At 34.4% G+C, this 24,387-nt stretch carries 22 protein-coding genes; 12 read left to right on the forward strand and 10 right to left on the reverse strand.

What is annotated here, in order from left to right; genetic code table 11:
• Positions 1-226: 226 nt before the first annotated feature.
• Positions 227-910 carry a hypothetical protein gene (locus BMW63_RS11390; RefSeq protein ID WP_074723600.1) on the reverse strand — a complete coding sequence of 228 codons (684 nt, stop codon included), beginning with the start codon at positions 908-910 and terminating at the stop codon, positions 227-229.
• Between the two features lie 660 nt (positions 911-1,570).
• On the opposite strand from BMW63_RS11390, the gene porX reads away from it, so the two are divergent.
• The 5 genes from porX (at position 1,571) to BMW63_RS11420 (ending at position 5,996) form a co-directional block, all read left to right on the forward strand.
• Positions 1,571-3,124, forward strand: coding sequence for a T9SS response regulator signal transducer PorX (gene porX, locus BMW63_RS11400; protein WP_074723602.1), 1,554 nt, complete (start codon positions 1,571-1,573; stop codon positions 3,122-3,124).
• A 74-nt stretch (positions 3,125-3,198) separates the two neighbouring features.
• A complete protein-coding gene (gene tsaE, locus BMW63_RS11405) occupies positions 3,199-3,606 on the forward strand; it encodes a tRNA (adenosine(37)-N6)-threonylcarbamoyltransferase complex ATPase subunit type 1 TsaE (protein WP_074723737.1) in 408 nt (135 codons plus the stop codon).
• Between the two features lie 212 nt (positions 3,607-3,818).
• A complete protein-coding gene (locus tag BMW63_RS11410) occupies positions 3,819-4,289 on the forward strand; it encodes a GNAT family N-acetyltransferase (RefSeq protein WP_074723603.1) in 471 nt (156 codons plus the stop codon).
• Positions 4,290-4,386: 97 nt separating this feature from the next.
• Positions 4,387-5,586 carry an alanine dehydrogenase gene (locus BMW63_RS11415; RefSeq protein WP_074723604.1) on the forward strand — a complete coding sequence of 400 codons (1,200 nt, stop codon included), beginning with the start codon at positions 4,387-4,389 and terminating at the stop codon, positions 5,584-5,586.
• Positions 5,587-5,621: 35 nt separating this feature from the next.
• Positions 5,622-5,996 carry a DUF4258 domain-containing protein gene (locus BMW63_RS11420; protein ID WP_074723605.1) on the forward strand — a complete coding sequence of 125 codons (375 nt, stop codon included), beginning with the start codon at positions 5,622-5,624 and terminating at the stop codon, positions 5,994-5,996.
• Positions 5,997-6,508: 512 nt separating this feature from the next.
• Here the strand turns inward: BMW63_RS11420 and BMW63_RS11425 are convergent.
• On the reverse strand, positions 6,509-7,201 hold the full coding sequence (locus BMW63_RS11425) for a uracil-DNA glycosylase (RefSeq protein WP_074723606.1): 693 nt from the start codon (positions 7,199-7,201) through the stop codon (positions 6,509-6,511).
• A 217-nt stretch (positions 7,202-7,418) separates the two neighbouring features.
• Between BMW63_RS11425 and BMW63_RS11430 the strand changes: the two genes are divergently transcribed.
• Both BMW63_RS11430 and BMW63_RS11435 read left to right on the forward strand, forming a co-directional pair.
• Positions 7,419-9,587 (forward strand): endonuclease MutS2, encoded by a 2,169-nt coding sequence (locus BMW63_RS11430; RefSeq protein ID WP_074723607.1) that lies wholly within the window; start codon positions 7,419-7,421, stop codon positions 9,585-9,587.
• Positions 9,588-9,658: 71 nt separating this feature from the next.
• The gene (locus BMW63_RS11435; protein WP_074723608.1) at positions 9,659-10,075 is read left to right on the forward strand and encodes a thiol-disulfide oxidoreductase DCC family protein; all 417 of its coding nucleotides are present in this window, start codon (positions 9,659-9,661) and stop codon (positions 10,073-10,075) included.
• Positions 10,076-10,523: 448 nt separating this feature from the next.
• Here the strand turns inward: BMW63_RS11435 and ettA are convergent, their stop codons facing one another.
• The 3 genes from ettA to holA are packed head-to-tail and all read right to left on the reverse strand — an operon-like array spanning position 10,524 to position 13,494.
• On the reverse strand, positions 10,524-12,218 hold the full coding sequence (ettA, locus tag BMW63_RS11440) for an energy-dependent translational throttle protein EttA (RefSeq protein ID WP_074723609.1): 1,695 nt from the start codon (positions 12,216-12,218) through the stop codon (positions 10,524-10,526).
• A 43-nt stretch (positions 12,219-12,261) separates the two neighbouring features.
• Positions 12,262-12,444: a CAL67264 family membrane protein gene (locus tag BMW63_RS11445; RefSeq protein WP_074723610.1), complete on the reverse strand. Its 183-nt coding sequence runs from the start codon at positions 12,442-12,444 to the stop codon at positions 12,262-12,264.
• A gap of 45 nt (positions 12,445-12,489) precedes the next feature.
• The gene (gene holA / locus BMW63_RS11450) at positions 12,490-13,494 is read right to left on the reverse strand and encodes a DNA polymerase III subunit delta (RefSeq protein WP_074723611.1); all 1,005 of its coding nucleotides are present in this window, start codon (positions 13,492-13,494) and stop codon (positions 12,490-12,492) included.
• Positions 13,495-13,595: 101 nt separating this feature from the next.
• On the opposite strand from holA, the gene BMW63_RS11455 reads away from it, so the two are divergent.
• The 3 genes from BMW63_RS11455 to BMW63_RS11465 all read left to right on the forward strand — a co-directional run bounded on the left by BMW63_RS11455 (position 13,596) and on the right by BMW63_RS11465 (position 15,944).
• Positions 13,596-14,042, forward strand: coding sequence for a type I restriction enzyme HsdR N-terminal domain-containing protein (locus tag BMW63_RS11455; protein WP_074723612.1), 447 nt, complete (start codon positions 13,596-13,598; stop codon positions 14,040-14,042).
• A 9-nt stretch (positions 14,043-14,051) separates the two neighbouring features.
• Positions 14,052-15,038: a glycosyltransferase family 2 protein gene (locus tag BMW63_RS11460; protein WP_074723613.1), complete on the forward strand. Its 987-nt coding sequence runs from the start codon at positions 14,052-14,054 to the stop codon at positions 15,036-15,038.
• A gap of 72 nt (positions 15,039-15,110) precedes the next feature.
• Positions 15,111-15,944, forward strand: coding sequence for an OmpA/MotB family protein (locus tag BMW63_RS11465; protein WP_074723614.1), 834 nt, complete (start codon positions 15,111-15,113; stop codon positions 15,942-15,944).
• Positions 15,945-16,199: 255 nt separating this feature from the next.
• On the opposite strand, the gene BMW63_RS11470 is transcribed toward BMW63_RS11465, so the two are convergent.
• The 3 genes from BMW63_RS11470 to BMW63_RS11480 all read right to left on the reverse strand — a co-directional run bounded on the left by BMW63_RS11470 (position 16,200) and on the right by BMW63_RS11480 (position 20,106).
• Positions 16,200-16,820, reverse strand: a complete 621-nt coding sequence (locus tag BMW63_RS11470; RefSeq protein ID WP_074723615.1) for an L-threonylcarbamoyladenylate synthase — start codon at positions 16,818-16,820, stop codon at positions 16,200-16,202.
• A gap of 73 nt (positions 16,821-16,893) precedes the next feature.
• A complete protein-coding gene (locus BMW63_RS11475) occupies positions 16,894-19,227 on the reverse strand; it encodes an ATP-dependent helicase (RefSeq protein WP_074723616.1) in 2,334 nt (777 codons plus the stop codon).
• A gap of 111 nt (positions 19,228-19,338) precedes the next feature.
• On the reverse strand, positions 19,339-20,106 hold the full coding sequence (locus tag BMW63_RS11480) for a sulfite exporter TauE/SafE family protein (RefSeq protein WP_074723617.1): 768 nt from the start codon (positions 20,104-20,106) through the stop codon (positions 19,339-19,341).
• Between the two features lie 138 nt (positions 20,107-20,244).
• Between BMW63_RS11480 and BMW63_RS11485 the strand changes: the two genes are divergently transcribed.
• Positions 20,245-20,766 (forward strand): DUF7935 family protein, encoded by a 522-nt coding sequence (locus BMW63_RS11485; RefSeq protein WP_074723618.1) that lies wholly within the window; start codon positions 20,245-20,247, stop codon positions 20,764-20,766.
• 59 nt (positions 20,767-20,825) lie between these two features.
• On the opposite strand, the gene BMW63_RS11490 is transcribed toward BMW63_RS11485, so the two are convergent.
• Positions 20,826-22,892, reverse strand: coding sequence for a M1 family metallopeptidase (locus BMW63_RS11490; protein WP_074723619.1), 2,067 nt, complete (start codon positions 22,890-22,892; stop codon positions 20,826-20,828).
• 102 nt (positions 22,893-22,994) lie between these two features.
• Between BMW63_RS11490 and BMW63_RS11495 the strand changes: the two genes are divergently transcribed.
• Positions 22,995-23,738 carry a Dph6-related ATP pyrophosphatase gene (locus BMW63_RS11495; RefSeq protein ID WP_074723620.1) on the forward strand — a complete coding sequence of 248 codons (744 nt, stop codon included), beginning with the start codon at positions 22,995-22,997 and terminating at the stop codon, positions 23,736-23,738.
• 112 nt (positions 23,739-23,850) lie between these two features.
• Here the strand turns inward: BMW63_RS11495 and BMW63_RS11500 are convergent, their stop codons facing one another.
• Positions 23,851-24,309, reverse strand: a complete 459-nt coding sequence (locus BMW63_RS11500; RefSeq protein ID WP_074723621.1) for an SRPBCC domain-containing protein — start codon at positions 24,307-24,309, stop codon at positions 23,851-23,853.
• Between the last annotated feature and the right edge of the window lie 78 nt (positions 24,310-24,387).

Here is a 24,387-nt window from a genome sequence, read left to right on the forward strand (position 1 = left end):
AAAAATAAGCTTGTTTAGCGTGCTTCTTTTGAAGTGTAGAATGATTGTTTTTGCCTTAATTAAGTGAAAAACGGAGTTTTTTCACAGCCTGACGTTCCCGCGGCTTGGCGATGTTGCGGAATTCGTGACTGATTATTTTCTGTTAAATATAAACTTTATTGCGAAATGTAAACATGATTTTTCTACAAAAACCGCAATATAGCCAAACCGCTGTTGGCGGAAGCTTTTAGTTTTCTTCTTCCTCTTCTTCTTCTATTTTAAATGAACTACTTTCATTTTCCGATTCTTTAGATTTCACAAAAAACAAATTGTCTTTTTTTAAAACAAATGTGTCTTCTTCTTTGTAACTCCAAGATTCTTCATTGCGCATATTTACACCACTTGCTCTAAATGTTATAATAATAGTGTCTCCTTTAGTTAAAATATTTATATAATCAAATGTTTCTTGAGAACTTGCTGTATATGGAATTGCAGAACAATCTGTCAAACGCTTTAATGATTTTTTATCATTTTTAAACCATTTTCTTAAAAAAGATAAATGTGTTTCAGAACATTGATAACCAAGATTAAGTGTAGTATTGATTTTGCAACTTAAATTATCATATTTTTTATTTGGTTCACCGTCCCAATCACATTCACTCCCAATAAAGCTAGAAACAAATCCGAGTGCAGCTTTTTCTGGTTCAGATATTTTTTTACAATATTCTTGATTTATAAAAATGGTATTGACAGTATCCTTCAATTCTTTGTCATATTCATCTTCTCTCCATAAAAATTTCACTGATTTGTCTGTCATTTTAAATAGAGTTTCAATTTCTATTGTTTTAGAATCTGTAGTTAAATTTTCTGATTCATTTTTCTTTGCACAAGAAATTAATAAAGTCAAAATGGTTAAGATTAAATATTTCATTATAGATTATGTTTTTTTTAAAGTTACCGCCAACTTGTATATAACATCAACTATATACCTCTTTTTATTAAAATTCTCTCTTTCTCTAAGACATAAAAATCCACAACAAAAACAAATGCGCTGCATCTTCTTGTTGTGGATTAATTTTGTTTTTCGTGGTTTTCAAATGTAGGATATTTTATCTTAAAGAACAGAAAGAGTTATTAACATCTATAACAAATTATAAAGTATCAATTATGACTTTTACTGCGATTCCTATTATAAAACAATATTAATTGACGGTATCGAGGCTGCGTGAGGGATAGAAGTGGAAATCCTTTATTATTTTTTATTTAAAATAATAAAGATTGCAACGTATAGCCCGACCGAAGTGATTAGCGAAGTGCAACGCAGCAATCACGAAGGGCACGCCATGATTCTTAACCTTCAGCCGCTAGTAATATGACTGTAGCCGTTATATTGCTTTTTCCAAGGGCTTCGCTCCACTACTCCTTTTATCAAGAAATTTTATCATAATATTAGGAAATTAGCGCTTCAAAAAGCTGTAAATTGCCACAATGAACGGGCATTAATTTCGTTTAAGGATAATAATTAATTGTACGCCAACTCATTCTTTGGATTGGCTATAAAACAAAAAGACAAATACGATTTATAAAATATATGGATAAGATAAAAATACTTTGGGTAGATGATGAAATCGATTATTTAAAACCCCACATATTGTTCCTGGAAAAGAAAAATTACAGTGTTACGACCTGCAATAACGGTCGCGACGCCATAGATATATTTGATAACGAGAATTTTGACATCGTTTTCCTAGATGAAAACATGCCTGGTATGAGTGGTCTGGAAACGCTCTCTGAGATGAAAGAGAAAAAATCAGCCGTTCCTATGATTATGATCACCAAAAGTGAGGAGGAGTATATCATGGAGGAAGCTATAGGTTCTAAAATTGCCGATTACTTGATTAAACCGGTGAATCCCAATCAGATTTTATTGAGTTTAAAAAAGAACTTAGATCACTCCCGCTTGATTTCGCAAAAAACGACCTTGGATTACCAAAAAGAATTCCGAAAAATTTCTATGGAAATGGCGATGGTGAATTCCTATGAAGACTGGGTGGAGTTGTACAAGAAGTTGATTTTTTGGGAACTTAATCTGGAGAATATCAACGATCATGGGATGATTGAAATTTTAGAGTCTCAAAAAGCCGAAGCCAATTCGCAGTTTGGAAAATTCATCGAACGCAATTATGAAGATTGGTTTTTACCAAAGGCAGACAAGCCTATTCAATCACATACTTTATTCAGGGAATTAGTCGTTCCTGAAATCGTAAAAAAAGACAAACCCATTTTGTTTGTAGTCATCGATAATTTGCGCTACGACCAGTGGAAAACCTTTGAGAGCGAAGTGTCTAACTATTATAAAGTGGAAAAAGAAGTGCCGTACTTCTCTATTCTTCCCACGGCAACCCAATATGCTAGAAACGCTATTTTCTCTGGTTTAACACCATTAGAAATGGAAAAACAGTTTCCGCAGTACTGGAAAAATGACCCCGAAGAAGGCGGTAAAAACCTGTACGAAGCAGAGTTTTTATCGGCACAGTTAAAACGATTAGGACTGAATATTAAAGAAGATTATTTCAAGATCACCAATTTGGCCGCTGGTAAAAAACTGGTAGAAAATTTTAAAGGATTAAAAGACAACGACCTAGTTACTGTGGTGTATAATTTTGTTGATATGTTATCGCATGCTAAAACAGAAATGGACGTGGTAAAAGAACTCGCTTCTGATGATAAAGCGTATCGCTCGTTGACCTTGAGTTGGTTCAAGAACTCTCCGCTGTTAGAAATCATCCAACAGGCTCAAAAACTTGGTTTCAAATTGATTTTAACCACAGATCATGGAACAATAAATGTAAAAAACCCGTCGAAAGTCGTAGGGGATAAAAATACGAGTCTTAATTTGCGTTACAAAACAGGACGTAGTCTTACCTATGAGTACAAAGACGTATATGCTGTCAAAGAACCAAAAAAAATAGGCTTACCTGCCATTAATATGAGTAGTTCTTATATTTTTGCAAAAAATGATTTGTTTTTGGCTTATGTAAATAATTACAATCATTATGTAAGTTATTATAAAAATACCTATCAGCACGGTGGAATTTCATTAGAAGAAATGATTATTCCGTTTTTGATCTTTAATCCAAAGTAAGAACATAGTCGTTAGTTCTAATCCCCTAGATTTAGAACTAACGACTATGTTCTTAAACACTAAGAAATATGACCATGGAAATTACTTTTTCATTAGATGAAATCGAAAAGACAGCACGCAAGATTGTTGCTAAAAACCCGAATAAAGTGATTCTTTTTCACGGAGATATGGGTGCTGGCAAAACTACTTTTATCAAACAATTAGCCAAAGAACTAGGCGTTACGGAAGCAACTAGCAGTCCAACCTTTTCTTTAGTAAACGAATATCATACTGTCGATAATAAGACTGTTTATCATTTTGATTTCTATCGTTTAAAAACTGAAACAGAAGCATTAGACATGGGAGTAGATGAATATCTTTACTCGGGAAATTGGTGTTTTATCGAATGGGCCGAAAATATCCCAAACCTAATCCCCGATTCCCATTCTGTTATCACTATAAAGGAAATTGCCGGTGGCAAACGTTTGTTAGAATTGAGCTAACTAAACCACTATGGACTTAAAGTCCATAGATTTGATTGTCAGACTTAAAGTCTGCATGTTGTATTGCTAATATTTACCGCAGATTCGCAAATTATCTTAAATCAATTATTTTAAATTTGCCAATCTGCGAAGTTAACATTTTTTAGAAGCTAAAGCGAGATGCACTGAAAGTACATAGTTTTAAACTCTATTTGAGACCAATAAAATCTATCATGAACGCAGAGAATACAGTTGTAATTATCCCTTTTTCTTCTGATTTAAAGGAACCGATAAAAACATTAAATATAGAATGGCTTACTAAATATTTTAAAATAGAACCCAAAGACGAGCGAGTACTTTCTAATCCTCAGGAAGAAATCATTGACAAAGGCGGAATGATATTTTATGCTAAATACAATGATGTCATTGTAGGTACCGTTTCATTGATAAAAATGAATGATACAGAATTTGAATTGAGTAAAATGGCCGTTACTGATGGTTTGCAAGGGCTGGGAATAGGAAAAAAACTGATGGAACATTGCATCAAAGCCGCCGGAGAAAAGCATCTTGAAAAGATTATTATATACTCTAACAGAAAACTGGCTACTGCAATTGGACTGTATGAAAAATATGGATTTAAGGAAATACCTTTAGAAGATGGCGTTTATGAAAGAGCCGATATTAAAATGGAAAAACGAATATAAGGAACTGTAGATTGTTTTGTTTTGAATATTTATACCTGCAGAAAGGAACTTTTTTTAATCTTTTTGCGTAATTTTACCTCTAATAATCACTTTATCAATGTCAATAGCACTCACTCCTTTTACTAAACAACAATTATTACCACAAGAAGAAAAACTCGAGGTAGCCAGAAAAAAAAGCGATCTTTTTATTGGTATTCCCAAAGAAACGAGTTATCAGGAACGTCGTATTTGCCTTACTCCAGATGCTGTTAATTCCTTGTCTTTCAACGGACACCGTGTAATGATAGAATCAGGAGCCGGTGAAAGTTCTAGTTATTCTGATAAAGAATATAGCGATGCTGGTGCCGAAGTGACAAAAGATACAGCCAAAGTATTTAGCTGTCCAATGATTTTGAAAGTTGGCCCTCCTACTCTTGCTGAGATTGCTATGATGAACAATCAGACTATTCTAATCTCGTCGATTCAATTAAAAACGATGCAGAAAAGTTATTTTGAAGCCTTGAGCAAAAAAAAGATAACTGCTTTAGCATTTGAATATATAAAAGATGAAGACGGCAGCTACCCTGCTGTACGATCTTCTAGTGAAATTGCAGGAACTGCCTCGATATTAATTGCGGCTGAACTTATGATTACAAATGAATTCGGAAAAGGGCTACTATTTGGAAATATAACTGGAGTTCCCCCAACAGATGTCGTTATTTTAGGTGCAGGAACAGTGGGAGAATTTGCTGCTAAAACCGCCCTTGGATTAGGGGCAAGCGTAAAAGTTTTTGATAATTCCATCACAAAACTACGCCGACTGCAAAATAACCTGAATCAACGTATTTTTACCTCCACTATACAATCTAAATCGTTACTTAAGGCATTACGACGGTGTGATGTTGCCATTGGAGCTATGACGGGTATTGAACGCTGTCCGGTAGTAGTTACTGAAACCATGGTAGAACATATGAAAAGAGGCGCAGTAATTGTCGATGTCAGCATTGATACAGGAGGGTGTTTTGAATCCTCAGAGGTTACGTCTCATGAAAAGCCGACCTTCATTAAAAGTAATGTAGTGCATTATTGTGTTCCCAATATTCCTTCACGTTATTCAAAAACGGCTTCGCTGGGAATCAGTAATATTATTTCTCCTTTCTTAATGCAAATTGCCGAAGATGGCGGACTAGAAAGTGCTATTCGCTGTGATATTGGATTAAAGCACGGAGTCTACTTTTACCACGGAATCCTGACGAATAAAGTCATTGGCGATTGGTTTGATTTGCCTAATAACGATATCAATTTAATTGTATTTTAAGTAAACTTTCCGTTATCTTTGCAAAAAAATAATTCATGAAGTTTTTCCATCGTTTTGCCTACTATTTAGTGGGGTTAGTTATAGGTATATTTTTTGTTTCTCTTGTATTTAGCGGAAAAGATACCCGTTGTAATTATTTTCCTAATGCCAGAGTTTTAAATGATTTAAGGAATAAACCATTTGAATATTCTGAAAAAGCCTCTCAAGTTTTAGCCGAAAAATGGATTGACACTATCGACATTAAAAACACATTAGAGTTTGGAGATATTGATTTTGATAATAGCAATACTGAATTTCACAAAGCTAAACTTTACGTGATTGAAGGGAAAACTACTAAAAACCAAGAAATCATATTGAAAGTAAGCAACCGCGAGGACAAAGCTATTCTGGAAGAAATCATTAAGAAATAAAATAGCAGTCAGTTTCATTATTTAGACGTGCCACCATATAAAAATAGGGCTCATTACTTTGCGGTAATGAGCCCTATTTTTATATGCTGTCGGGCTTTACGCGCTACTTCGGTAGCAAGCTTCAATCCCTCACGCGAGAATGATACTAATGATAGATATTATAGTGCCATGTCGTCTAGATAATACCTATGCTAATTATAAAACAGTCCAATTGTCAGTTCGAGCGGAGTCGAGAACCACTATTGCATCTCGACTCCGCTCGATGTGACAAAAATTAGTTCGGACTATACTGTACTTGTGTTTGGCATAACAATCAGTCTTACTATTTGTCACGCTGGAAGCGTCTCAGCAAAGTTGCGTACTTATCCTACGACGCTTTTAGCGTGACAAACTAGGTGCTATAGTTTATAAAATAGAATAGAAGGCTTTTATTATTTGGGTTATGCTATATTTAGAAGCAGTATTAGAAGTAGAAAAACCTATGTTTCTATTTGTTTAAAAAATTCGAGTTATTAAAAAAGACTCCCATTATTGAAAATCCAATCAATTTCGGTTTTACCACTTGCCTTCAAATAGGAATTTGTTTTACTGAAATGCTTATTCCCAAACCACTTTCCCTGATTTGCACTCATCGGCGACGGATGTCCCGACTCTAAAACTAAATGTTTGCTTCGGTCTATTTTAAGTCCTTTTTTATGCGCAAAATTACCCCAAAGTAAAAACACCACCTGTTCCTTACCCTCCGAAATCTTTTGAATTACGGCATCCGTGAAAACGTTCCATTTTAAATGTTTATGACTGTTTGGCGTATCTTCCCTTACCGTTAGCGAAGCGTTCAACAATAAAACACCCTGCTTTGCCCACGACTCTAAATTACCTGATGATGGTAAAAATAAGGTTTCTAATTCATCACTTATTTCCCTGAAAATATTTCGTAGCGAAGGCGGAATACGTACCCCATCATTTACAGAAAAAGCCAAGCCATTAGCCTCGCCTTTACCGTGGTAGGGATCCTGACCTATGATCACGACTTTTACCTCTTTGAAACTACAATAGTTAAAAGCCGCAAAAATCAACTCATTTGGGGGATAACAAGTATGAAGCTTGTATTCTTCATCTACATTTTTCATTAATTCATGAAAATAAGGTTTCTGAATTTCGTCTGTTAAAATAGCCTGCCACTTGGGATCAAGATTGATTTTCATAATGTAAAGTTGTTGCGCAAATATACAGTAAGATTACGAAGTCATTTCCTAAATTAGCATAACAAAATGTCGATTGTTTCTCCATTTTTGTTTTATTTCATTACCAAAGAGAGTAAAATAGAATTCAACTATAGATATATCATAAAGTACACTAAGTGATAGTCTGATTTAACACAGAATCTTTGTAACTTTGCTTCATTGCAATTTAGAAAAAAGAATGATATCCATTACCGAAAAAACATTACAAGATTTACAATTCCCAACTGTACTCGAAACCATTTCGACCATCTGTAACACAGACATTGGAAAACAAAAAGCCTTAGAAATAACCCCTTTTAAAGACAAAGAAACTTTGATGCAAGCTTTAATGCAAACATCTGAATATGTCTCTTCCTTTCAAAATAACAATGCGATTCCCAATCATGGTTTTGATGCCATAAGCCACGAAATTAAATTTCTGGCGATTGAAGATAGTTTTCTAGAAGTGGGAAGTTTTAGAAAAATTGCAACCTTATCTTCAACGGTTAATTTTTTATTGAATTATTTCAAAAAATTCGATGACTATTACCCGCATTTAAATACCAGAGCCTCCCAAGTGGATCTCACCAAAGAAATTATCAGCTCCGTTGATGCGATCGTAGATAAATACGGTGAAATAAAAGACAATGCATCTCCTGATTTATTGAATATTCGCAGAGACATAAACGTAATTCGTGGTAAAGTCAACCAAAGTTTTGGTGTTGCACTGACGCAATACAACAGTTTAGGTTATCTTGATGATATTAAAGAAAGTTTTGTTCAAAATCGCAGGGTTTTGGCTGTTTTAGCCATGTACCGTCGTAAAGTCAAAGGATCAATACTGGGAAGTTCGAAAACAGGAAGCATCGCTTATATCGAACCGGAGACCACACTGAAATATTCTCGTGAATTAAGTAATTTAGAATATGAAGAAACCGAAGAAATCACTCGTATTTTAAAACAATTATCGAATGATATCCGTCCGTTTTTACCGTTGTTAATTCAATACCAGGATTTCCTAAGTGATATTGATGTTATTGCTGCTAAAGCAAAATATGCTAACCGAATCAATGGTATCATGCCTCAAATTACGGACAATCGCCGTCTTTATTTTAGAGATGCCTACCATCCTATTTTGTATCTGAACAACAAACAGAAAAAAGAAATTACGCATCCGCAAACTATTGAACTGCAACAGGAAAACAGAATCATTGTAATTTCTGGACCTAATGCTGGAGGAAAAACAATCTCTTTAAAAACGGTTGGGTTGCTCCAATTGATGTTGCAGTCCGGAATGTTGATTCCAGTTCATGAACGCTCAGAGACTTTTTTATTCGATAGAATACTTACAGATATTGGAGACAATCAATCCATTGAAAATCATCTGAGTACATACAGTTACCGACTAAAGAACATGAACTACTTCTTGAAGAAATGTAACAAGAAAACAATGTTCCTGATTGATGAATTTGGTACTGGTTCCGACCCAGAATTGGGTGGTGCTTTGGCTGAAATTTTCCTTGAAGAATTCTACCATCGAGAAGCTTTTGGAATCATAACAACGCACTATTCGAATTTAAAAATTTTGGCTAATGAGTTGCCATTTGCGACTAATGCTAATATGATGTTTGATGAAAAGTCATTGGAACCCATGTATAAATTAGCTTTGGGTCAAGCGGGAAGTTCCTTTACTTTTGAAGTAGCATTGAAAAACGGAATTCCGTTTAGTCTGATCAATCGTGCCAAGAAGAAAATTGAAGTTGGAAAAGTACGATTTGATAAAACTATTGCCACCTTGCAAAAGGAGCGTTCTAAGATGGAAAAGACCTCACAAACGCTAAAGGAAGAAGAAACTAAAGCGCGCGAGGAAGGAAAGAAAATGGAAACAATCAATGTCAAAATCAAGCAAAAACTAGAAAGCTATCAGGAATTATATGACAGCAATCAAAAGACCATTTACATAGGTCAGAAAATTGAAGACATTGCCGAAAAATATTTCAATAACAAAAGTAAAAAAGACCTTATTGGTGAGTTTTTAAAAATCATCGAAATTGAAAATTCAAAACGCAAGAAAGCAACGCCAAAAGAAGCCAAAGCTATTGTAGCCAAGAAGAAAGAAGTCATTGCAGAAGTTACTGTACATGTAGAGGAAATCAGGAAAGAAAAGAAGGAAAAGAAATTGAAACCTGTTATCGAAAAAGTCAAGGCTATTTTAAGAATAGGTGATCGTGTACGAATGCTGGAAGGAAAAGCAGTAGGAAGTATTGATACCATAGAAAAAAATAAAGCAACTGTAAATTACGGCATGTTTACGTCAAAAGTTAGTTTAGACGAACTAGAGTTGGTGGAAGCGATGAAGAAGAAATAATTAGTATTAACATTGAAGTGATCAGCGTTTAGTCGGTTTTAGAAACTATTTTGGCCTCACAATAAAAAAAAATGCAAAAACTACCTAAAGAAAAAAAAATAATCCTCTTTGATGGCGTCTGTAATTTGTGCAATTCGGCAGTACAATTTATCATAAAACACGATAAAAAAGACCTCTTCCGGTTTGTAGCTTTGCAGTCTGATTTAGGGAAAAAGATTAGTAACCATATTGGGATTGACTCCAAAAAAATGGACAGTATCATTCTATACGAGCCTGGAATTGCTTATTACCACAAATCGGAAGCGGCTTTAGAAATTGCTTCTCAGCTTGGTTCTTTTTATAGTTTACTGGGTGTTTTTAAAATTTTGCCAAGCTCATTAAGCGACTTGATATACGATTGGGTTGCTAGAAACAGATACAAATGGTTTGGCAAAAAAGAGAGTTGTATGATTCCTACACCGGAGTTAAAATCAAAATTTTTAACATAAAATATTATTTAATGATTTTTATCATATTGTTTCAGTGACAAAATTTATATTTTTGATTTATAAAAAAATTTAATATGAAAAATATAGCACTTGTAAATTGGGATAATGGTTCGTTTATTATTGTTTTTGTCTTTGGATTTGTTGTCCTCGCAATAATCACATCTGTAATATTATTAATGAATAATGACAAGAAAAAGAAATAAGATTAGGATTGCTTTTAAGCCATTTAAGGATAGATAAATCGAGGTACCTCAAATCTCATACTTTCGTGTGTGGTTTTTAGATGTATTGTTGTATCTAAATATGGAGCGCAGTAGGTACTTTCCTCTTTTAACATAGACTACAAATTGGGTGGCTGTTTTAACCACATCGTCTTAACTATAATTTGAAACCAAAAAAAAAGGATGCCGAAATGGGCATCCTTTTTATTGTTGTGTAAAAACTAGAATTAACTTCTAATTAGTTTTCTGTATTTCAAACGTTTTGGAGTTAAATCCCCACCTAAACGTTTTTTCTTGTTTTCTTCGTATTCAGAGAAACCACCTTCAAAATAATACATATCAGAGTTTCCTTCAAAGGCAAGAATGTGCGTACAAATTCTATCTAAGAACCATCTGTCATGCGAAATTACCACTGCACAACCTGCAAAATTATCAAGACCTTCCTCTAAAGCACGTAGCGTATTAATATCTAAGTCATTGGTAGGCTCATCTAGTAGCAAAACGTTACCTTCTTCTTTCAAAGTCATAGCAAGATGTAAGCGGTTACGCTCTCCACCAGAAAGTGTTGAAACTTTCTTGTTTTGATCACTTCCTCCAAAGTTAAAACGGCTTAAATACGCACGAGAATTCACTTGACGTCCTCCCATCATAATTAATTCTTGACCATCACAGAAGTTTTCCCAAATAGATTTATCAGGATTTATATTAGAGTGCGCTTGATCGACATAGGCAATCTTAACTGTATCACCAATTACAAATTCACCAGCATCTGGTTTTTCTTCTCCCATTATCATTCTAAAAATAGTAGATTTACCAGCACCGTTAGGCCCTATAATCCCAACTATTCCGGCTTGTGGTAATGTAAAGTTTAAATTATCGTATAATAATTTATCCCCATAGGCTTTAGAAACGCCTTTGGCTTCGATTACATTAGTACCTAAACGTGGTCCATTAGGAATATAAATTTCTAATTTTTCGTCTAATTCTTTTTGATTTTCATTAAGCATTTTATCGTAGTTCTGTAAACGTGCTTTCTGTTTCGTTTGGCGTCCTTTAGCACCTTGGCGAACCCAGTCCAACTCACGTTCTAAGTTTTTTCTACGTTTTGAAGCTACTTTTTCTTCAAGTGCCATACGTCCTGACTTTTGCTCTAACCAAGAAGAATAGTTTCCTTTCCACGGTATCCCTTCTCCTCTATCCAACTCTAAAATCCAACCGGCAACATTATCCAAAAAGTACCTATCGTGCGTTACAGCGATAACTGTTCCTGCATATTGCGCTAAATGTTGTTCTAACCATAATACACTCTCTGCATCCAAGTGATTGGTAGGCTCATCAAGAAGCAATACATCTGGTTGTTGCAATAATAAACGGCATAAAGCCACACGACGACGTTCCCCTCCAGAAAGGTTCTTTATAGGTGTATCTGCATCAGGAGTGCGCAAAGCATCCATTGCAATTTCTAATTTTGTATCAATTTCCCATGCCCCTAATGCATCAATTTTGTCTTGTAACAAAGCTTGACGATCCATGAGTTTCTCCATTTTTTCTGCATCTTCATAAACTTCTGGAAGACCAAAACTATCATTGATTTGGTTGAATTCCTCCAATACAGCCATAGTTTCAGCAACACCTTCACGAACAATTTCGATCACTGTTTTGCTATCATCCAAAATGGGTTCTTGTTCTAAATAACCAACCGTATACCCCGGTGCAAAAACAACATCTCCCTGATAGTTTTTATCCGTACCAGCGATAATTTTTAATAAGGATGATTTACCTGAACCATTTAGTCCTAAAATACCAATTTTAGCTCCATAAAAGAAACTCAAATAGATATTTTTAAGAACAGGCTTATCTGCTCCTTGATAGGTTTTACTCAACTTTGACATTGAGAATATTACTTTCTTATCGTCTGCCATTTTTTATTATTTTTAATTTAAAATTCAATATTTAAAACATTTTTTACAGTCTCCCTTTGAGTGAGCTAAATACCCAAGCATTTGCTAAGAACCCAACGCCAACAGCAGCAAATCCCCATCCGGAAACATCACTATATCTAAAAGCACCAAGACCTATTAAGAGTACACCCATTACTATCATTATAAAAGTAGCCCATCCTAAGACGGTATTCTTATTCATTCCCATAATTAAAGACTGTTTTTTAAAATGCAAATATCGTGAATTTAACTGCTAATTGAATATATTATACAGCATTTCTCGTAGCAAGTCTGAATTTGACATCGAACTAGCCCCTACTCCTTTGCTTTTTACATCGATATCCCGTAAGGAAGCCACAATTTGACTTACCTTTTTCATAGGGTAATTTTTAAGTGCCACATCGTATTCTTTTAGAAAAAAAGGATTGACTCCAATAACTGCTGCGACATTTTTCGGGTTTCTGTCTTTCAGTCCGTGGTATTTCAATAATTGGATAAAAAAACCAAAAACCAGACTAGTAGTTACGACCATTGGATTCTCTTTCGGATTGTTCGCAAAATTTGCTGCAATGGTATACGCTTTAAGTTGGTTCCTTTCTCCAATTGCTTTGCGAAGTTCAAATACATTAAAGTCTTTACTGAACCCAATATTTTCTTCGATATCTTTAGGAGTGATTATGCTTCCTTTAGGTAATATAATTTGCAACTTCTCCAACTCATTGTTTATTTTCCCCAAGTTTGTTCCCAAAAATTCCACAAGCATAGCATTGGCCTTGGGTTCAATCGTATATTTTTTACTAGCTAATATTCGTTTGATCCAATCTCCAACTTGGTTCTCATATAACTTTTTGCTTTCGTAAACCAAACCATTTTTCCCCAGTACCTTAGTTACTTTTTTACGTTTATCCAATGTTTTGTATTTGTAACAAATCACTAAAACGGTAGAAGGCATTGGATTATCTGCATAGTTTTCTAGTTTATCAATAGTACGACTCAAATCTTGTGCTTCTTTTACAATCACTACCTGACGTTCCGCCATCATTGGATAACGTTTGGCTGTAGAAATGATATCCTCAATAGAAACATCTCTACCGTACAAAACGGTTTGATTGAATCCTTTTTCCTCTTCAGACAAGACATTTTTTTCAATGTAGTCTGATACGATATCAATATAGTACGGTTCTTCACCCATCAAAAAATAAATCGGTTTGATGTCCCCGCTTTTTATATCATTCAGAATTTTTATAACCTCGTCCATTTTTTCAGTATTCAGTGTTTAGTTACAGTATTCAGTCACAATGTTACAAATAACAATAACTTTAAACGGTAAACTTTAAACATTTTAATTATTTTTGCCTGATGCAGCAACTGGATTTTTCTTCTTATACTTTCCGCTTCAAAAATAGCGAAAATAAAGTGTCTATTTTTGACGAAATCAGGAAAAAATTTATCGTTCTCACACCAGAGGAATGGGTACGTCAGCATGTTGTTCGTTTTTTATTGGAAGAAAAAAAATATCCTAAATCTCTGATTAACGTAGAAAAAGTTCTTAAAATCAACGGATTACGAAAAAGATATGACGTTGTAGTCTTTAACTCGGATGGCTCAATCTGTGTCTTAATCGAATGCAAAGCTCCCGAAATAAAAATTGCCCAAGCTACCTTTGACCAAATTGCCCGCTACAACATGACTATGAAAGCAGAATATTTGATGGTAACCAACGGAATGAATCATTACTTTTGCCAAATGGATTTCGAAAATGAGAAATACCAATTTCTGCTCGAACTCCCTGAATATACTATCTAAATAATCAAAATGAATATAGCAGTCGTTATCCTTAATTGGAATGGTGTCCAATTATTAGAGCAATTTTTACCTTCGATACTCGCGTTTTCCCCAGAAGCCACTATTTATGTCGCAGATAATGCTTCTACAGATGAGTCCATCTCTTTTGTACAAAGGCACTACCCTACTGTGAAAATTGTCAAAAACACCGATAATTTTGGTTTTGCACAGGGATATAATGAAGCACTGAAACACATTGATGCTGAAATATATGCTTTGGTTAATTCGGACATAGAAGTTACACAAAACTGGTTAGCACCTATAATAGATACTTTTAAAAATGAACCTCAAACTGCTATTGTACAACCTAAAATATTAGATTTTAAGAATAAAAAGTACTTTGAATATGCTGGAGCAGCAGGTGGTTTCATCGATAAATATGGGTATCCCTATTGTCGGGGACGTCTCTTTGAAACTATCGAAGAAGACAAAGGACAATATGATGATGAAAGAGAGATATTTTGGGCTTCAGGAGCTTGTTTTTTTATTCGAAGCTATGTCTACAAAGAACTACACGGATTTGACGATGATTTTTTTGCTCATCAGGAGGAGATCGACCTGTGTTGGCGAACCATAAATAAGGGATATTCTATAAAATACAATTACAAATCGGTAGTGTATCACGTGGGCGGAGCCACCCTACAATTGGGAAATCCAAAGAAAACCTATTTGAATTTCAGAAATTCATTACTAATGTTAACCAAAAACGTTCCCAAAGAAAACTTGTTGGGTGTTTTATTTAGCCGAATGATTTTAGATGGAATTGCAGGAATGCAATTTATTTTTCAAGGAAAATTTTCTCATTTTTCAGCAATTCTTAAAGCTAATTATTCTTTTTATACTTTATTTTTAGTAACTTACAAGAAAAGAGGAGATTTTCAGATGAAGAAATACTATACCAGCAAAAGCATCGTTTACCAATACTATATAATTTCTGGCAAGGTCTTTGTGAGATGATTTTTAACATTAAATTGTATATTTTATTAACTTTATTAAAACTATTTTTGTAATTCACTAAACATTAAATTTATGAAAAAAATTGTAATTGCCTTATCCGTATTAGCCCTTTTAACGTCTTGTGTTTCTAAGAAGAAATACACCGATTTAGAGGCGAGAAACAAGGAGACTCAAGATTTATTAAATAGTTGTACTGTAAAATTAAATACTTGCTTAGAAGACAAAGCGGGTCTAACGGCTACAGTTGCTGGTTTAAAAGAACACAACCAAACGTTGATTAGTACTTCCAAAGATATGACTGTATTGACTACTAAAGGTGCAGAAAACATTGAAAAAGCTTTAGAGTCTATCAAAGAAAAAGATTTAAAAATTACGAGAATGCAAGATGCGTTAACTAAAAAAGACAGTGTTACACTTGCTTTGGTTACAAGTCTAAAAAGATCAGTAGGATTCAGTGATCCAGATATCGAAATTAATGTTGAAAAAGGAGTTGTATTTATTTCTATTGCCGATAAATTATTATTCAAAAGCGGTAGTTATAATGTAACTGATCAAGCAAAAGGAATTTTAGCGAAAGTTGCTAAAGTAGTAAATGACAAACCAGATTTCGAATGTATGGTTGAAGGTCATACTGACAATGTTCCTTACATAGGTAATAATATATTACTTGACAACTGGGATTTAAGTGTGAAACGTTCTACATCAATTATTCGTGTATTAACGAATGAATTAGGTGTTAACCCAGCACAATTAATTGCTGCAGGTAGAAGCTCTTACATTCCACTAGTAGCAAATGACACTGCTGAAAACAAAGCACGTAACAGAAGAACTCGTATCGTTGTTTTACCAAAAATTGATCAATTCTACGAAATGATCGAGAAAGAAATGAAAAACACAAAAAAATAGTTTTTAATTTCATAAGGTAGTTTGTAATTCAAAGTACAGAAAAAGAAAAACGTTCCGAAATATGGAACGTTTTTTTTATGCTTTTTTTTAAAGAAAAAGCAGGTCTTTCGACCTGCTTTTATGTATTCTCAATCTTTTTTTAATAACCAATTAAATATTAATTAAGAAGTACATGCTTTAATATCTTACAAAATGTTGTTTGCGAATATAAATATTATTATTATATAATCAAATATTTTGCCAAAATTAAATGTACTATAAAATATCCAGACTTCCTTTTCCTTCACGCAGCACTATTGGCTCCTCACCTGATAGATCTATTATCGTAGAACCTACATTATCTCCATAACCACCGTCGATTACCATATCAACCAAATTCTGCCATTTTTCAAAAATAAGTTCAGGATCTGTGGTATATTCGATCACATCGTCTTCATCGTGAATAGATGTGGAAACGATAGGATTTCCTAATTGACGAACAATTTCCAAAGCGATGGAATTATCGGGTACACGTATTCCAACCGTTGTTTTCTTCTTAAATTCTTTAGGTAAATTATTATTGCCTGGTAAAATAAAAGTATATGGCCCAGGTAAAGCTCTTTTTAAAAGTTTAAAAGTAGCCGTATCTATTTGCCTTACATAATCAGAAATGTTGCTTAAGTCATGGCAAATGAATGAAAAATTAGCTTTGTCTAACTTAATCCCTTTTATCTTAGCAATTCGTTCTAATGCTTTTGTATTTGTGATATCGCACCCCAACCCATACACCGTATCAGTTGGATAAATAACTAAACCACCATCTTTTAAAACCTTTACTACTTTGGCTATAGCCGCTTCGTTTGGTTTGTCTGGGTATATTTTTATAAATTGAGCCATTTTTTTTTGTTTAAAGTTTTAAAATGTAAAGTCTAAAGTTCGTTATATCAACAACTATAAACTTTAAAAAAAATTATCCGATTATATCCAATTTTGCAAAACGCAATAATAATTTTTTTATGCCACCCACATCAAATTTGATCTCAGCTTTTTTATCCGCGCCCACTCCATCTATATTTAACACTTCTCCTTTTCCAAAACGTTCGTGCATCACAATGTTTCCAGTAACTAATTTGTTGTCAAATAAATTAGATCCTCCCGACATGGATTTTCCCGCCACAGGCTTCAATTTACGAATATTTATTTCAGAGTTGGCTGTGTTTCCTTTGATTTGTTGCGGAGGTGTTCCATTAGCCGGTTTAGCCAAACGCAATTTGGATTTATCCACATCACCAAAAATATCGCTGTCAATCATCGGTTTGTAACGATAATTATTTTCTGCAGGCGTTAGGTATTCTAAATATTGCCCGTCTATTTCTTCAATAAAACGAGAGGGTTCACTATCTGTCAATTTACCCCAGCGGTATCGCGATTGCGCATAGGTTAAATAGGCTTGATGTTCTGCACGTGTCAGCGCCACATAGAACAAGCGTCGTTCTTCCTCCAGTTCACTTCTGGTGCTCATACTCATGGCACTTGGAAACAGGTCTTCTTCCATCCCCACAACAAAAACATGAGGAAATTCAAGCCCTTTAGCCAAATGTATTGTCATCAATGCCACACGGTCTTCGTCACTGGTATCTTTGTCGAGATCTGTCGCCAAAGCCACATCTTCCATGAATTCAGCTAAGGCGCCACGAGCACCATCAATTTCTTTCTGTCCTTCGGTAAAGTCTTTGATTCCGTTTAATAATTCTTCTATATTCTGAACTTTAGCCATTCCTTCAGGAGTAGCATCTTTCTTTAATTCCTGAACCAATCCTGTTTTTTTAGAAACATGATCCGTCAGATAAAAAGCATCTTGATTTTCATTTATCACCTGAAAACTTTGAATCATGGTAACAAAATCCAATAGTTTTTGTTTAGTTCCCGAATTCAGTTTCAAGTCAATTTTGTCAATATTTTGCATCACCTCAAAGATGGATCTTTTATAATGATTAGCAGCAACCATCAATTTTTCGATCGTAGTATTTCCTATCCCTCGTGCTGGATAATTAATCACGCGCATTAATGCTTCTTCATCCTTTGGATTGATTACCAATCGCAAATAACATAATACATCTTTTATTTCTTTTCTTTGGTAAAAAGACAAACCACCATAAATTCGATACGGAATATCTCTTTTTCTCAATGCGTCTTCCATCGCGCGGGATTGTGCATTGGTGCGGTATAAGATTGCAAAATCGCCATTATTCATTTGATTTTGCATCTTTTGCTCGAAAATTGTTCCAGCAACAAAACGACCTTCTTCGGCATCGGTCATACTGCGGTGCACTTTTATTTTAGGTCCAAAATCATTAGCCGTCCAAACAATTTTATCCAGTTTGGTTTTATTTTTATCAATAATTGTATTTGCTGCTTCCACAATATTTTTTGTCGAACGGTAATTTTGTTCTAAACGAAAGGTTTTTACTCCTTCATAATCCTTCTGGAAGTTCAAGATGTTATTGATATTGGCACCACGAAACGCATAAATACTTTGCGCATCATCACCTACCACGCATATATTTTGAAACTTATCTGATAATGCTCTAACAATCAAATATTGGGAATGATTTGTATCCTGGTACTCATCTACCAGAATATAACGGAAACGGTTTTGGTACTTCGCCAAAACTTCCGGAAAACGAGTCAACAATTCATTCGTTTTTAATAATAAATCATCAAAATCCATCGCTCCAGACTTGAAACATTTCTCTACATAATTTTGATACAATTCCCCCATACGAGGTTTTTTAGACATTGCGTCCGCTTCTTGTAAATCACGATCATTGAAATACGCTTTTACGGTAATCAAACTATTTTTAAAGTTAGAAATTCTCCCTAAAACCTGTTTGGGTTTGTAAACATCTCGATCCAATTGCATTTCTTTGATAATTCCAGAAATAGCACGAAGTGAATCCTGGGAATCATATATCGTAAAATTAGAAGGATATCCTAACAGATGCGCTTCCGATCGTAGAATTCTGGCAAATACAGAGTGAAACGTTCCCATCCAAAGATTCTTTGCTTCACTGGACCCTACAATGTCAGAAATACGCTTTTTCATTTCGCGTGCTGCCTTATTGGTAAAAGTCAGCGACAAAATATTAAATGCATCCACTCCTTGATGCATCAAATAAGCAATACGTATCGTCAAAACACGGGTTTTACCTGAACCGGCACCAGCGATAATAATCATAGGGCCGTCTTTTTGCAATACGGGTTCGCGTTGTGCTTCGTTAAGTTGGGAAATGTATTTTTGCATGGAAATTATCTATTTATGCAAAAATAAGAATTTAAGAATTAAAAAACGGATTTCATTTCTTTTGATTAAGACTTCAAAAATCAAAACGATGCACTTAAAGTTTATCGTGGCTTATTTGAAAAACACATCGTAAGCAAACCGAATTAGTGTCCCAACAACAACAACCAAAAAGAATATTCGGATGAAGCCATTTCCTTTTGTAATCGCTAGTTTCGCCCCTAGCCATCCACCTAAAGCATTACTGGCAGCCATTGGTAAGGCAATTGCCCAAATTATCTTCCCTTTTAACATAAACAGACAAATAGATCCAAAATTAGTCGCGAGATTGACCATTTTAGCATTCGCAGAAGCGTGAAGAAAATCAAAACCCATCAAAGCAATGAAGGCTACTACAAAAAAACTTCCTGTGCCTGGGCCAATAAAACCGTCATAAAACCCAACGATAAAACTAATCACGATAGCATTTAATATTTGAGTTCGCTCCGATAGATTTTTAGCAACATGCTGTCCAAAATTTTTCTTAGCGTAGGTATAAATAGCTAATAATGAAAGAATAAACAGTAAAAGCGGTTTCATAAAATCATTACTCATGTAAGTCAATAACATAGAACCTGCAAAAGCTGAGGGCATCGCAACACCAACCATAATCAATAATAAACGCCAATTCATCGTGACCTTTTTTAGGTATTGGTATGCTGCAAATGAAGTTCCACTAAAAGCGGGTATTTTTAAGGTTCCAATAACGGTGGAAACTGGTAAATTAGGTAGTAATATCAAACCTGCAGGAGTCTGAATTAAACCTCCTCCACCAACAATCGCATCAATAAATCCAGCAGCAAAAGCAGCAACGCAAAGTAAAACAATAATGTATGTTTCCATTTATATTTCTAATTCAGCAAGCGAAAAATGTAGCTATATTTTTTTCGCAAAAATAGTACTCGCCATTGTAAATTGCACTATAAATAAGGAGAAATTAAATCAAAAAGTATATTTTTGCTTGACAAAATTTAAATCAACATGAATTCTATAAATATCATCGAAATATTAGCTTACACTATTCCATCATTAATTACTGGCGCTGTTGCGTACTATTTATTTAATGCGCATTTTAAAGACCAACAAAACACTAGACGTTGGTTGTTACAAAAAGACAATCAACAAGCAATACTACCAATTCGGTTACAGGCTTACGAGCGTATGACTTTGTTAATGGAGCGTATTAATCCCTCTCAATTGATGGTAAGAATTGCACCTGTTTCACAAGATAAAGATGAATATCGCAATTTTGTTATAGCACAAATTGAACAAGAGTTTGAACATAATTTAGCGCAACAAATCTATATTTCAGCCAAATGCTGGTCTATTATTGTTACCGCAAAAAATGCAACCATCCAAATGATCCGTTTAGCCGCTAAAAATGAAAAAGTAATGAATGCTGATGGTTTACGAGAAGCAGTTATTAGTGATTTATTGGAAAAACCATCTCCAAGTAGTGCTGCATTGGCATTTATTAAGAATGAGGTTGGGGAATTATGGTAGTTTTTAGAACCTTTATAGTTATTCAAATAAAGTGATTAAAGTTAGGCTTTTAAAAGAAACTACAATTCTTTTAAAAGCCTATTCAACTGGAATTGTTCTTTTTCATCGAGTTGAGGCAGTATTCTTTCAAACGAAAGTACCATTTCCTTATCTTTTAATAATTTTCTAATATTGTCTCTTCCAAATTTAGAAAACTGCCACATGTGATGCGTGGTCGCATTGACCAAATTCTTTAAAACAGCATCATTAATCAATTGAAAACCGATTAGTTTTTCCAAAGCTTTTTGACGTGTGATTGCCTCGTAATTGGGTGATGAATAATTGATTAATTCTGCGATCAAAGCTGTTTTGTTTGCCTCATATCCTGGAGTGGAAAGTGCTTGCGACAGCCATAATGTTCTTAGATTATAATCATTAAAACCAATCCAGTCTTTTGATAATTCCAAGTAAACAAAACGTTCTTCGGGAAAATTATTCCATAAATAAAATAAAGCTATTTCCTGCGTTTGATATGATTTATCGTTCAATAAACGTTCATATTGCTTTCTGAAATCTTCGGGGATTTTTGAATTTGTAGTGGCGACAGCCTGACGAACTTGCACATCGTTAGTCGCCAAAGCCAGCTCCAATAGCTGGTTTTTAGCTTCAAAATTTTCGTTTTTCAGCTGATTCACAACTGCTTCTTTCACCGTATAATATACGTGTGACTGAAGAATATCAGCCATAAATACTGCTTTTTCTGATAATGGCTTTTTCTTAATTTTATCCAATTCAAGTAATAACTGAGTAGTTTTGTTTTTATTTAATAAATCATTGGCTTTCTCTGTACTAAATACAGTAGATTCAAGCCATACTTTACTAAATTTATTGGTATCAAAATTAGAAACTTTATTGACTTCATCAAAGAAATCTTGCGTTTTTACAGTTTGGAATGAATATTTCTCTAAGTAATTACGTACCGCTTTTTTGAATGCTTTATCACCTATTGCTTCATGTAAAACGAATAGTGCCCAAGCTCCTTTTTGATAAAAACTTAAGGAACTTGCTTTTTCATTTAGAATCGGAATTGTATCTGTTCTGGACGCATATTTGATTTGTTGTGCTGTTTCATATAATTTGGAATAGAAATAATCATCCCCGTAGATTTCTCGTTCTGCAAGTGAGGCATAGTAAGTCGCAAAGCCTTCCTGTAGCCAATGGTGTTTACCGCTTTCGGCCGTGATTAAATCACCGAACCACTGATGCGCCAATTCGTGTGCATTAACATTGGTATAATTGCGGTCTTCGAAGCCAGTAGAATCGACTACATAGCGACTAGAAAATAAGGTAGCCGAAGTGTTTTCCATTCCAGCATAGAGAAAATCACGAACCGGAATTTGCTTATACACTTTCCATGGATACTTCACTCCTATTTCCTTCTCCAGAAAATCAAACATTCGAACGGAATATCGGTAGGTCGGTTCATACCTGTCTGCATCCTTATGCTCCAGGTACAATTCTAATTCAGTTCCATATTTTGTTTTCTCCGTATGCTTATCAAATTTGCCAATGGCAAGCATCAGCAGATAAGAACTCATGGGCTTTTCCATCTTATATTGCCATAAAGTCATATTGTGGCTGGTCGTTTTATTGGTCAGCATTCCGTTTGAAATAACCTGATATTCCTGATTATAAGCGAGGTTAATATTAAAAATCATTTTTTCATTAACATCATCAAAACTCGGAAACCAATTGCTGGTATATCTTCCTTGTCCCTGCGTCCAGATTTGCAAATCATCTGCAGATTCAGAACCAACAAAATACAAAGCCTGTTTTGGTGTCGCTTTATATATAAAACTGATTTCATTTTTGCCATTTTTGAACGGAAAAATGATTTGCAGTTGCTTAGTTGTATTTATAAAAGAGACCACTTTATCATTCAGTTTCACATCGATAAAACTCATGTTTTGTGCATCAATTTTTATGGTGTCAATTGGCTTTAGCACCTCCAAACTATAATGTACCGCACCTGCAACAGATTTGTCTTTTGCAGCTAAAGTTAATTGACCCGAAACCGATTTGAAATCAACAAATTTAGTTTGTTGGGCGAAAGCTAACGAAGAGAGTAAAAGAAACAGGTATTTCATTCGATAAAATTTAATAAGTAAAAGCCAAAGTTACAAAGGATTCAAGGAACAAACAGAAGTATTTTTGTAAGTTTACGGATAGAAATTCACAATATAAAAACCTTGAAAAAGAAAGCCCTATTTAATTGGAGTAGCGGAAAAGACTCTGCTCTAGCCCTTTATAAAGTATTACGCGATCCTGAATTTGAAATCAGTTGTTTGCTTACCAGCGTAAATCAAGAATTTCAGCGTATTTCCATGCATGGTGTTCGTGTAGAATTATTGGAACAACAGGCCAAAAGCATCGGACTGCCTCTGGAGATCATGCAAATCCCCGAAATGCCAACAATGGAAGTGTATGAAATTGTTGTACAAACAACTTTGGAAAAACTAAAAAATAAAGGGCTAACTCACTCTATTTTTGGTGATATTTTCCTCGAAGACCTACGTAAATATCGAGAAGAAAAACTTGCTATTATGGGATTTGAAGGCGTTTTTCCACTTTGGAAAGTACCAACGGATGACTTATTACAGGAATTCATTGGACTGGGCTTTAAAACCATTGTCGTTTGTGTCAACGAGCGATTTCTAGACAAAAGCTTTGTAGGAAGGATAATTGATCAGGATTTTATTAACGATTTGCCTGAAAATGTAGATGTTTGTGGTGAAAATGGCGAGTTTCATACCTTCACTTTTGATGGCCCTATTTTCTCAAATCCGATTGATTTTGAAATTGGAGAAATCGTGTATCGCAAATATGAAAAACCAAAAGAAGATTCGTCTAATACCGCTTGTGATACAAATGCAACTGATGCTTTTGATTATGGATTTTGGTATTGTGATCTACTGCAGAGGTCGCGTTTATAATAAAAAACTCCGAAGTAACTCTTTTTTTTTGCAAAAATTATTTAATCCTAACTAGGCTGATGTGATCAATCTTAGAGTCCTTGAAAAAGGAAACATAAAAATGAAGTTATTTTTAGACTTTCCATTTTGAAAAGCTTATTTCTTGAAGATGCATTTCTACATAATTTTTAAAATTATTCAAAATGGCTTGCCATCCTTCTCTCTGTAATTCAATCGGATTTTCATTTTCAGCTTCAAAAAGTTGGACCACCTTGGTTTTATACTCTTCTTTAGTAAAAAAAATTTTTACTTTTCTTCCATCATCTGTAACATAGGAAATTTGTTCATTTGCTTGAACTACCTCATATTTTCCTCTAAAATCAAAACCGGCGCTCCCGTTTTTGGCTTCCATCTTATAGCAGAAAATCCCGTCCATTCGTAAATCATTATCTGCCAAAGTAGTATGCCAATCCTGAGAAGCTGCATTCCATAGCATAATATTTTTAGGTGTAGTCCAATTCTTCCACACCGTTTCAACTGGGGCGTCAATTATAACTTCGACCGAAATAACTATTTTCTCATTTGATTCCATAATGTTGTTCTTTAAATTTCAAATCTTCCTTTCATGTAAGTTGAGATAAGTACCTACTCGTGAGATCATGTTTAATTT

It is taken from the genome of Flavobacterium frigoris (assembly GCF_900111075.1).
Lineage (GTDB): Bacteria > Bacteroidota > Bacteroidia > Flavobacteriales > Flavobacteriaceae > Flavobacterium > Flavobacterium frigoris.

Coding starts and splice junctions, on each gene's coding strand:
- BMW63_RS11390 (WP_074723600.1), bottom strand. CDS start 910: ATGAAATATTTAATCTTAACCATTTTGACTTTATTAATTTCTTGTGCA.
- porX (WP_074723602.1), top strand. CDS start 1,571: ATGGATAAGATAAAAATACTTTGGGTAGATGATGAAATCGATTATTTA.
- tsaE (WP_074723737.1), top strand. CDS start 3,199: ATGGAAATTACTTTTTCATTAGATGAAATCGAAAAGACAGCACGCAAG.
- BMW63_RS11410 (WP_074723603.1), top strand. CDS start 3,819: ATGAACGCAGAGAATACAGTTGTAATTATCCCTTTTTCTTCTGATTTA.
- BMW63_RS11415 (WP_074723604.1), top strand. CDS start 4,387: ATGTCAATAGCACTCACTCCTTTTACTAAACAACAATTATTACCACAA.
- BMW63_RS11420 (WP_074723605.1), top strand. CDS start 5,622: ATGAAGTTTTTCCATCGTTTTGCCTACTATTTAGTGGGGTTAGTTATA.
- BMW63_RS11425 (WP_074723606.1), bottom strand. CDS start 7,201: ATGAAAATCAATCTTGATCCCAAGTGGCAGGCTATTTTAACAGACGAA.
- BMW63_RS11430 (WP_074723607.1), top strand. CDS start 7,419: ATGATATCCATTACCGAAAAAACATTACAAGATTTACAATTCCCAACT.
- BMW63_RS11435 (WP_074723608.1), top strand. CDS start 9,659: ATGCAAAAACTACCTAAAGAAAAAAAAATAATCCTCTTTGATGGCGTC.
- ettA (WP_074723609.1), bottom strand. CDS start 12,218: ATGGCAGACGATAAGAAAGTAATATTCTCAATGTCAAAGTTGAGTAAA.
- BMW63_RS11445 (WP_074723610.1), bottom strand. CDS start 12,444: ATGGGAATGAATAAGAATACCGTCTTAGGATGGGCTACTTTTATAATG.
- holA (WP_074723611.1), bottom strand. CDS start 13,494: ATGGACGAGGTTATAAAAATTCTGAATGATATAAAAAGCGGGGACATC.
- BMW63_RS11455 (WP_074723612.1), top strand. CDS start 13,596: ATGCAGCAACTGGATTTTTCTTCTTATACTTTCCGCTTCAAAAATAGC.
- BMW63_RS11460 (WP_074723613.1), top strand. CDS start 14,052: ATGAATATAGCAGTCGTTATCCTTAATTGGAATGGTGTCCAATTATTA.
- BMW63_RS11465 (WP_074723614.1), top strand. CDS start 15,111: ATGAAAAAAATTGTAATTGCCTTATCCGTATTAGCCCTTTTAACGTCT.
- BMW63_RS11470 (WP_074723615.1), bottom strand. CDS start 16,820: ATGGCTCAATTTATAAAAATATACCCAGACAAACCAAACGAAGCGGCT.
- BMW63_RS11475 (WP_074723616.1), bottom strand. CDS start 19,227: ATGCAAAAATACATTTCCCAACTTAACGAAGCACAACGCGAACCCGTA.
- BMW63_RS11480 (WP_074723617.1), bottom strand. CDS start 20,106: ATGGAAACATACATTATTGTTTTACTTTGCGTTGCTGCTTTTGCTGCT.
- BMW63_RS11485 (WP_074723618.1), top strand. CDS start 20,245: ATGAATTCTATAAATATCATCGAAATATTAGCTTACACTATTCCATCA.
- BMW63_RS11490 (WP_074723619.1), bottom strand. CDS start 22,892: ATGAAATACCTGTTTCTTTTACTCTCTTCGTTAGCTTTCGCCCAACAA.
- BMW63_RS11500 (WP_074723621.1), bottom strand. CDS start 24,309: ATGGAATCAAATGAGAAAATAGTTATTTCGGTCGAAGTTATAATTGAC.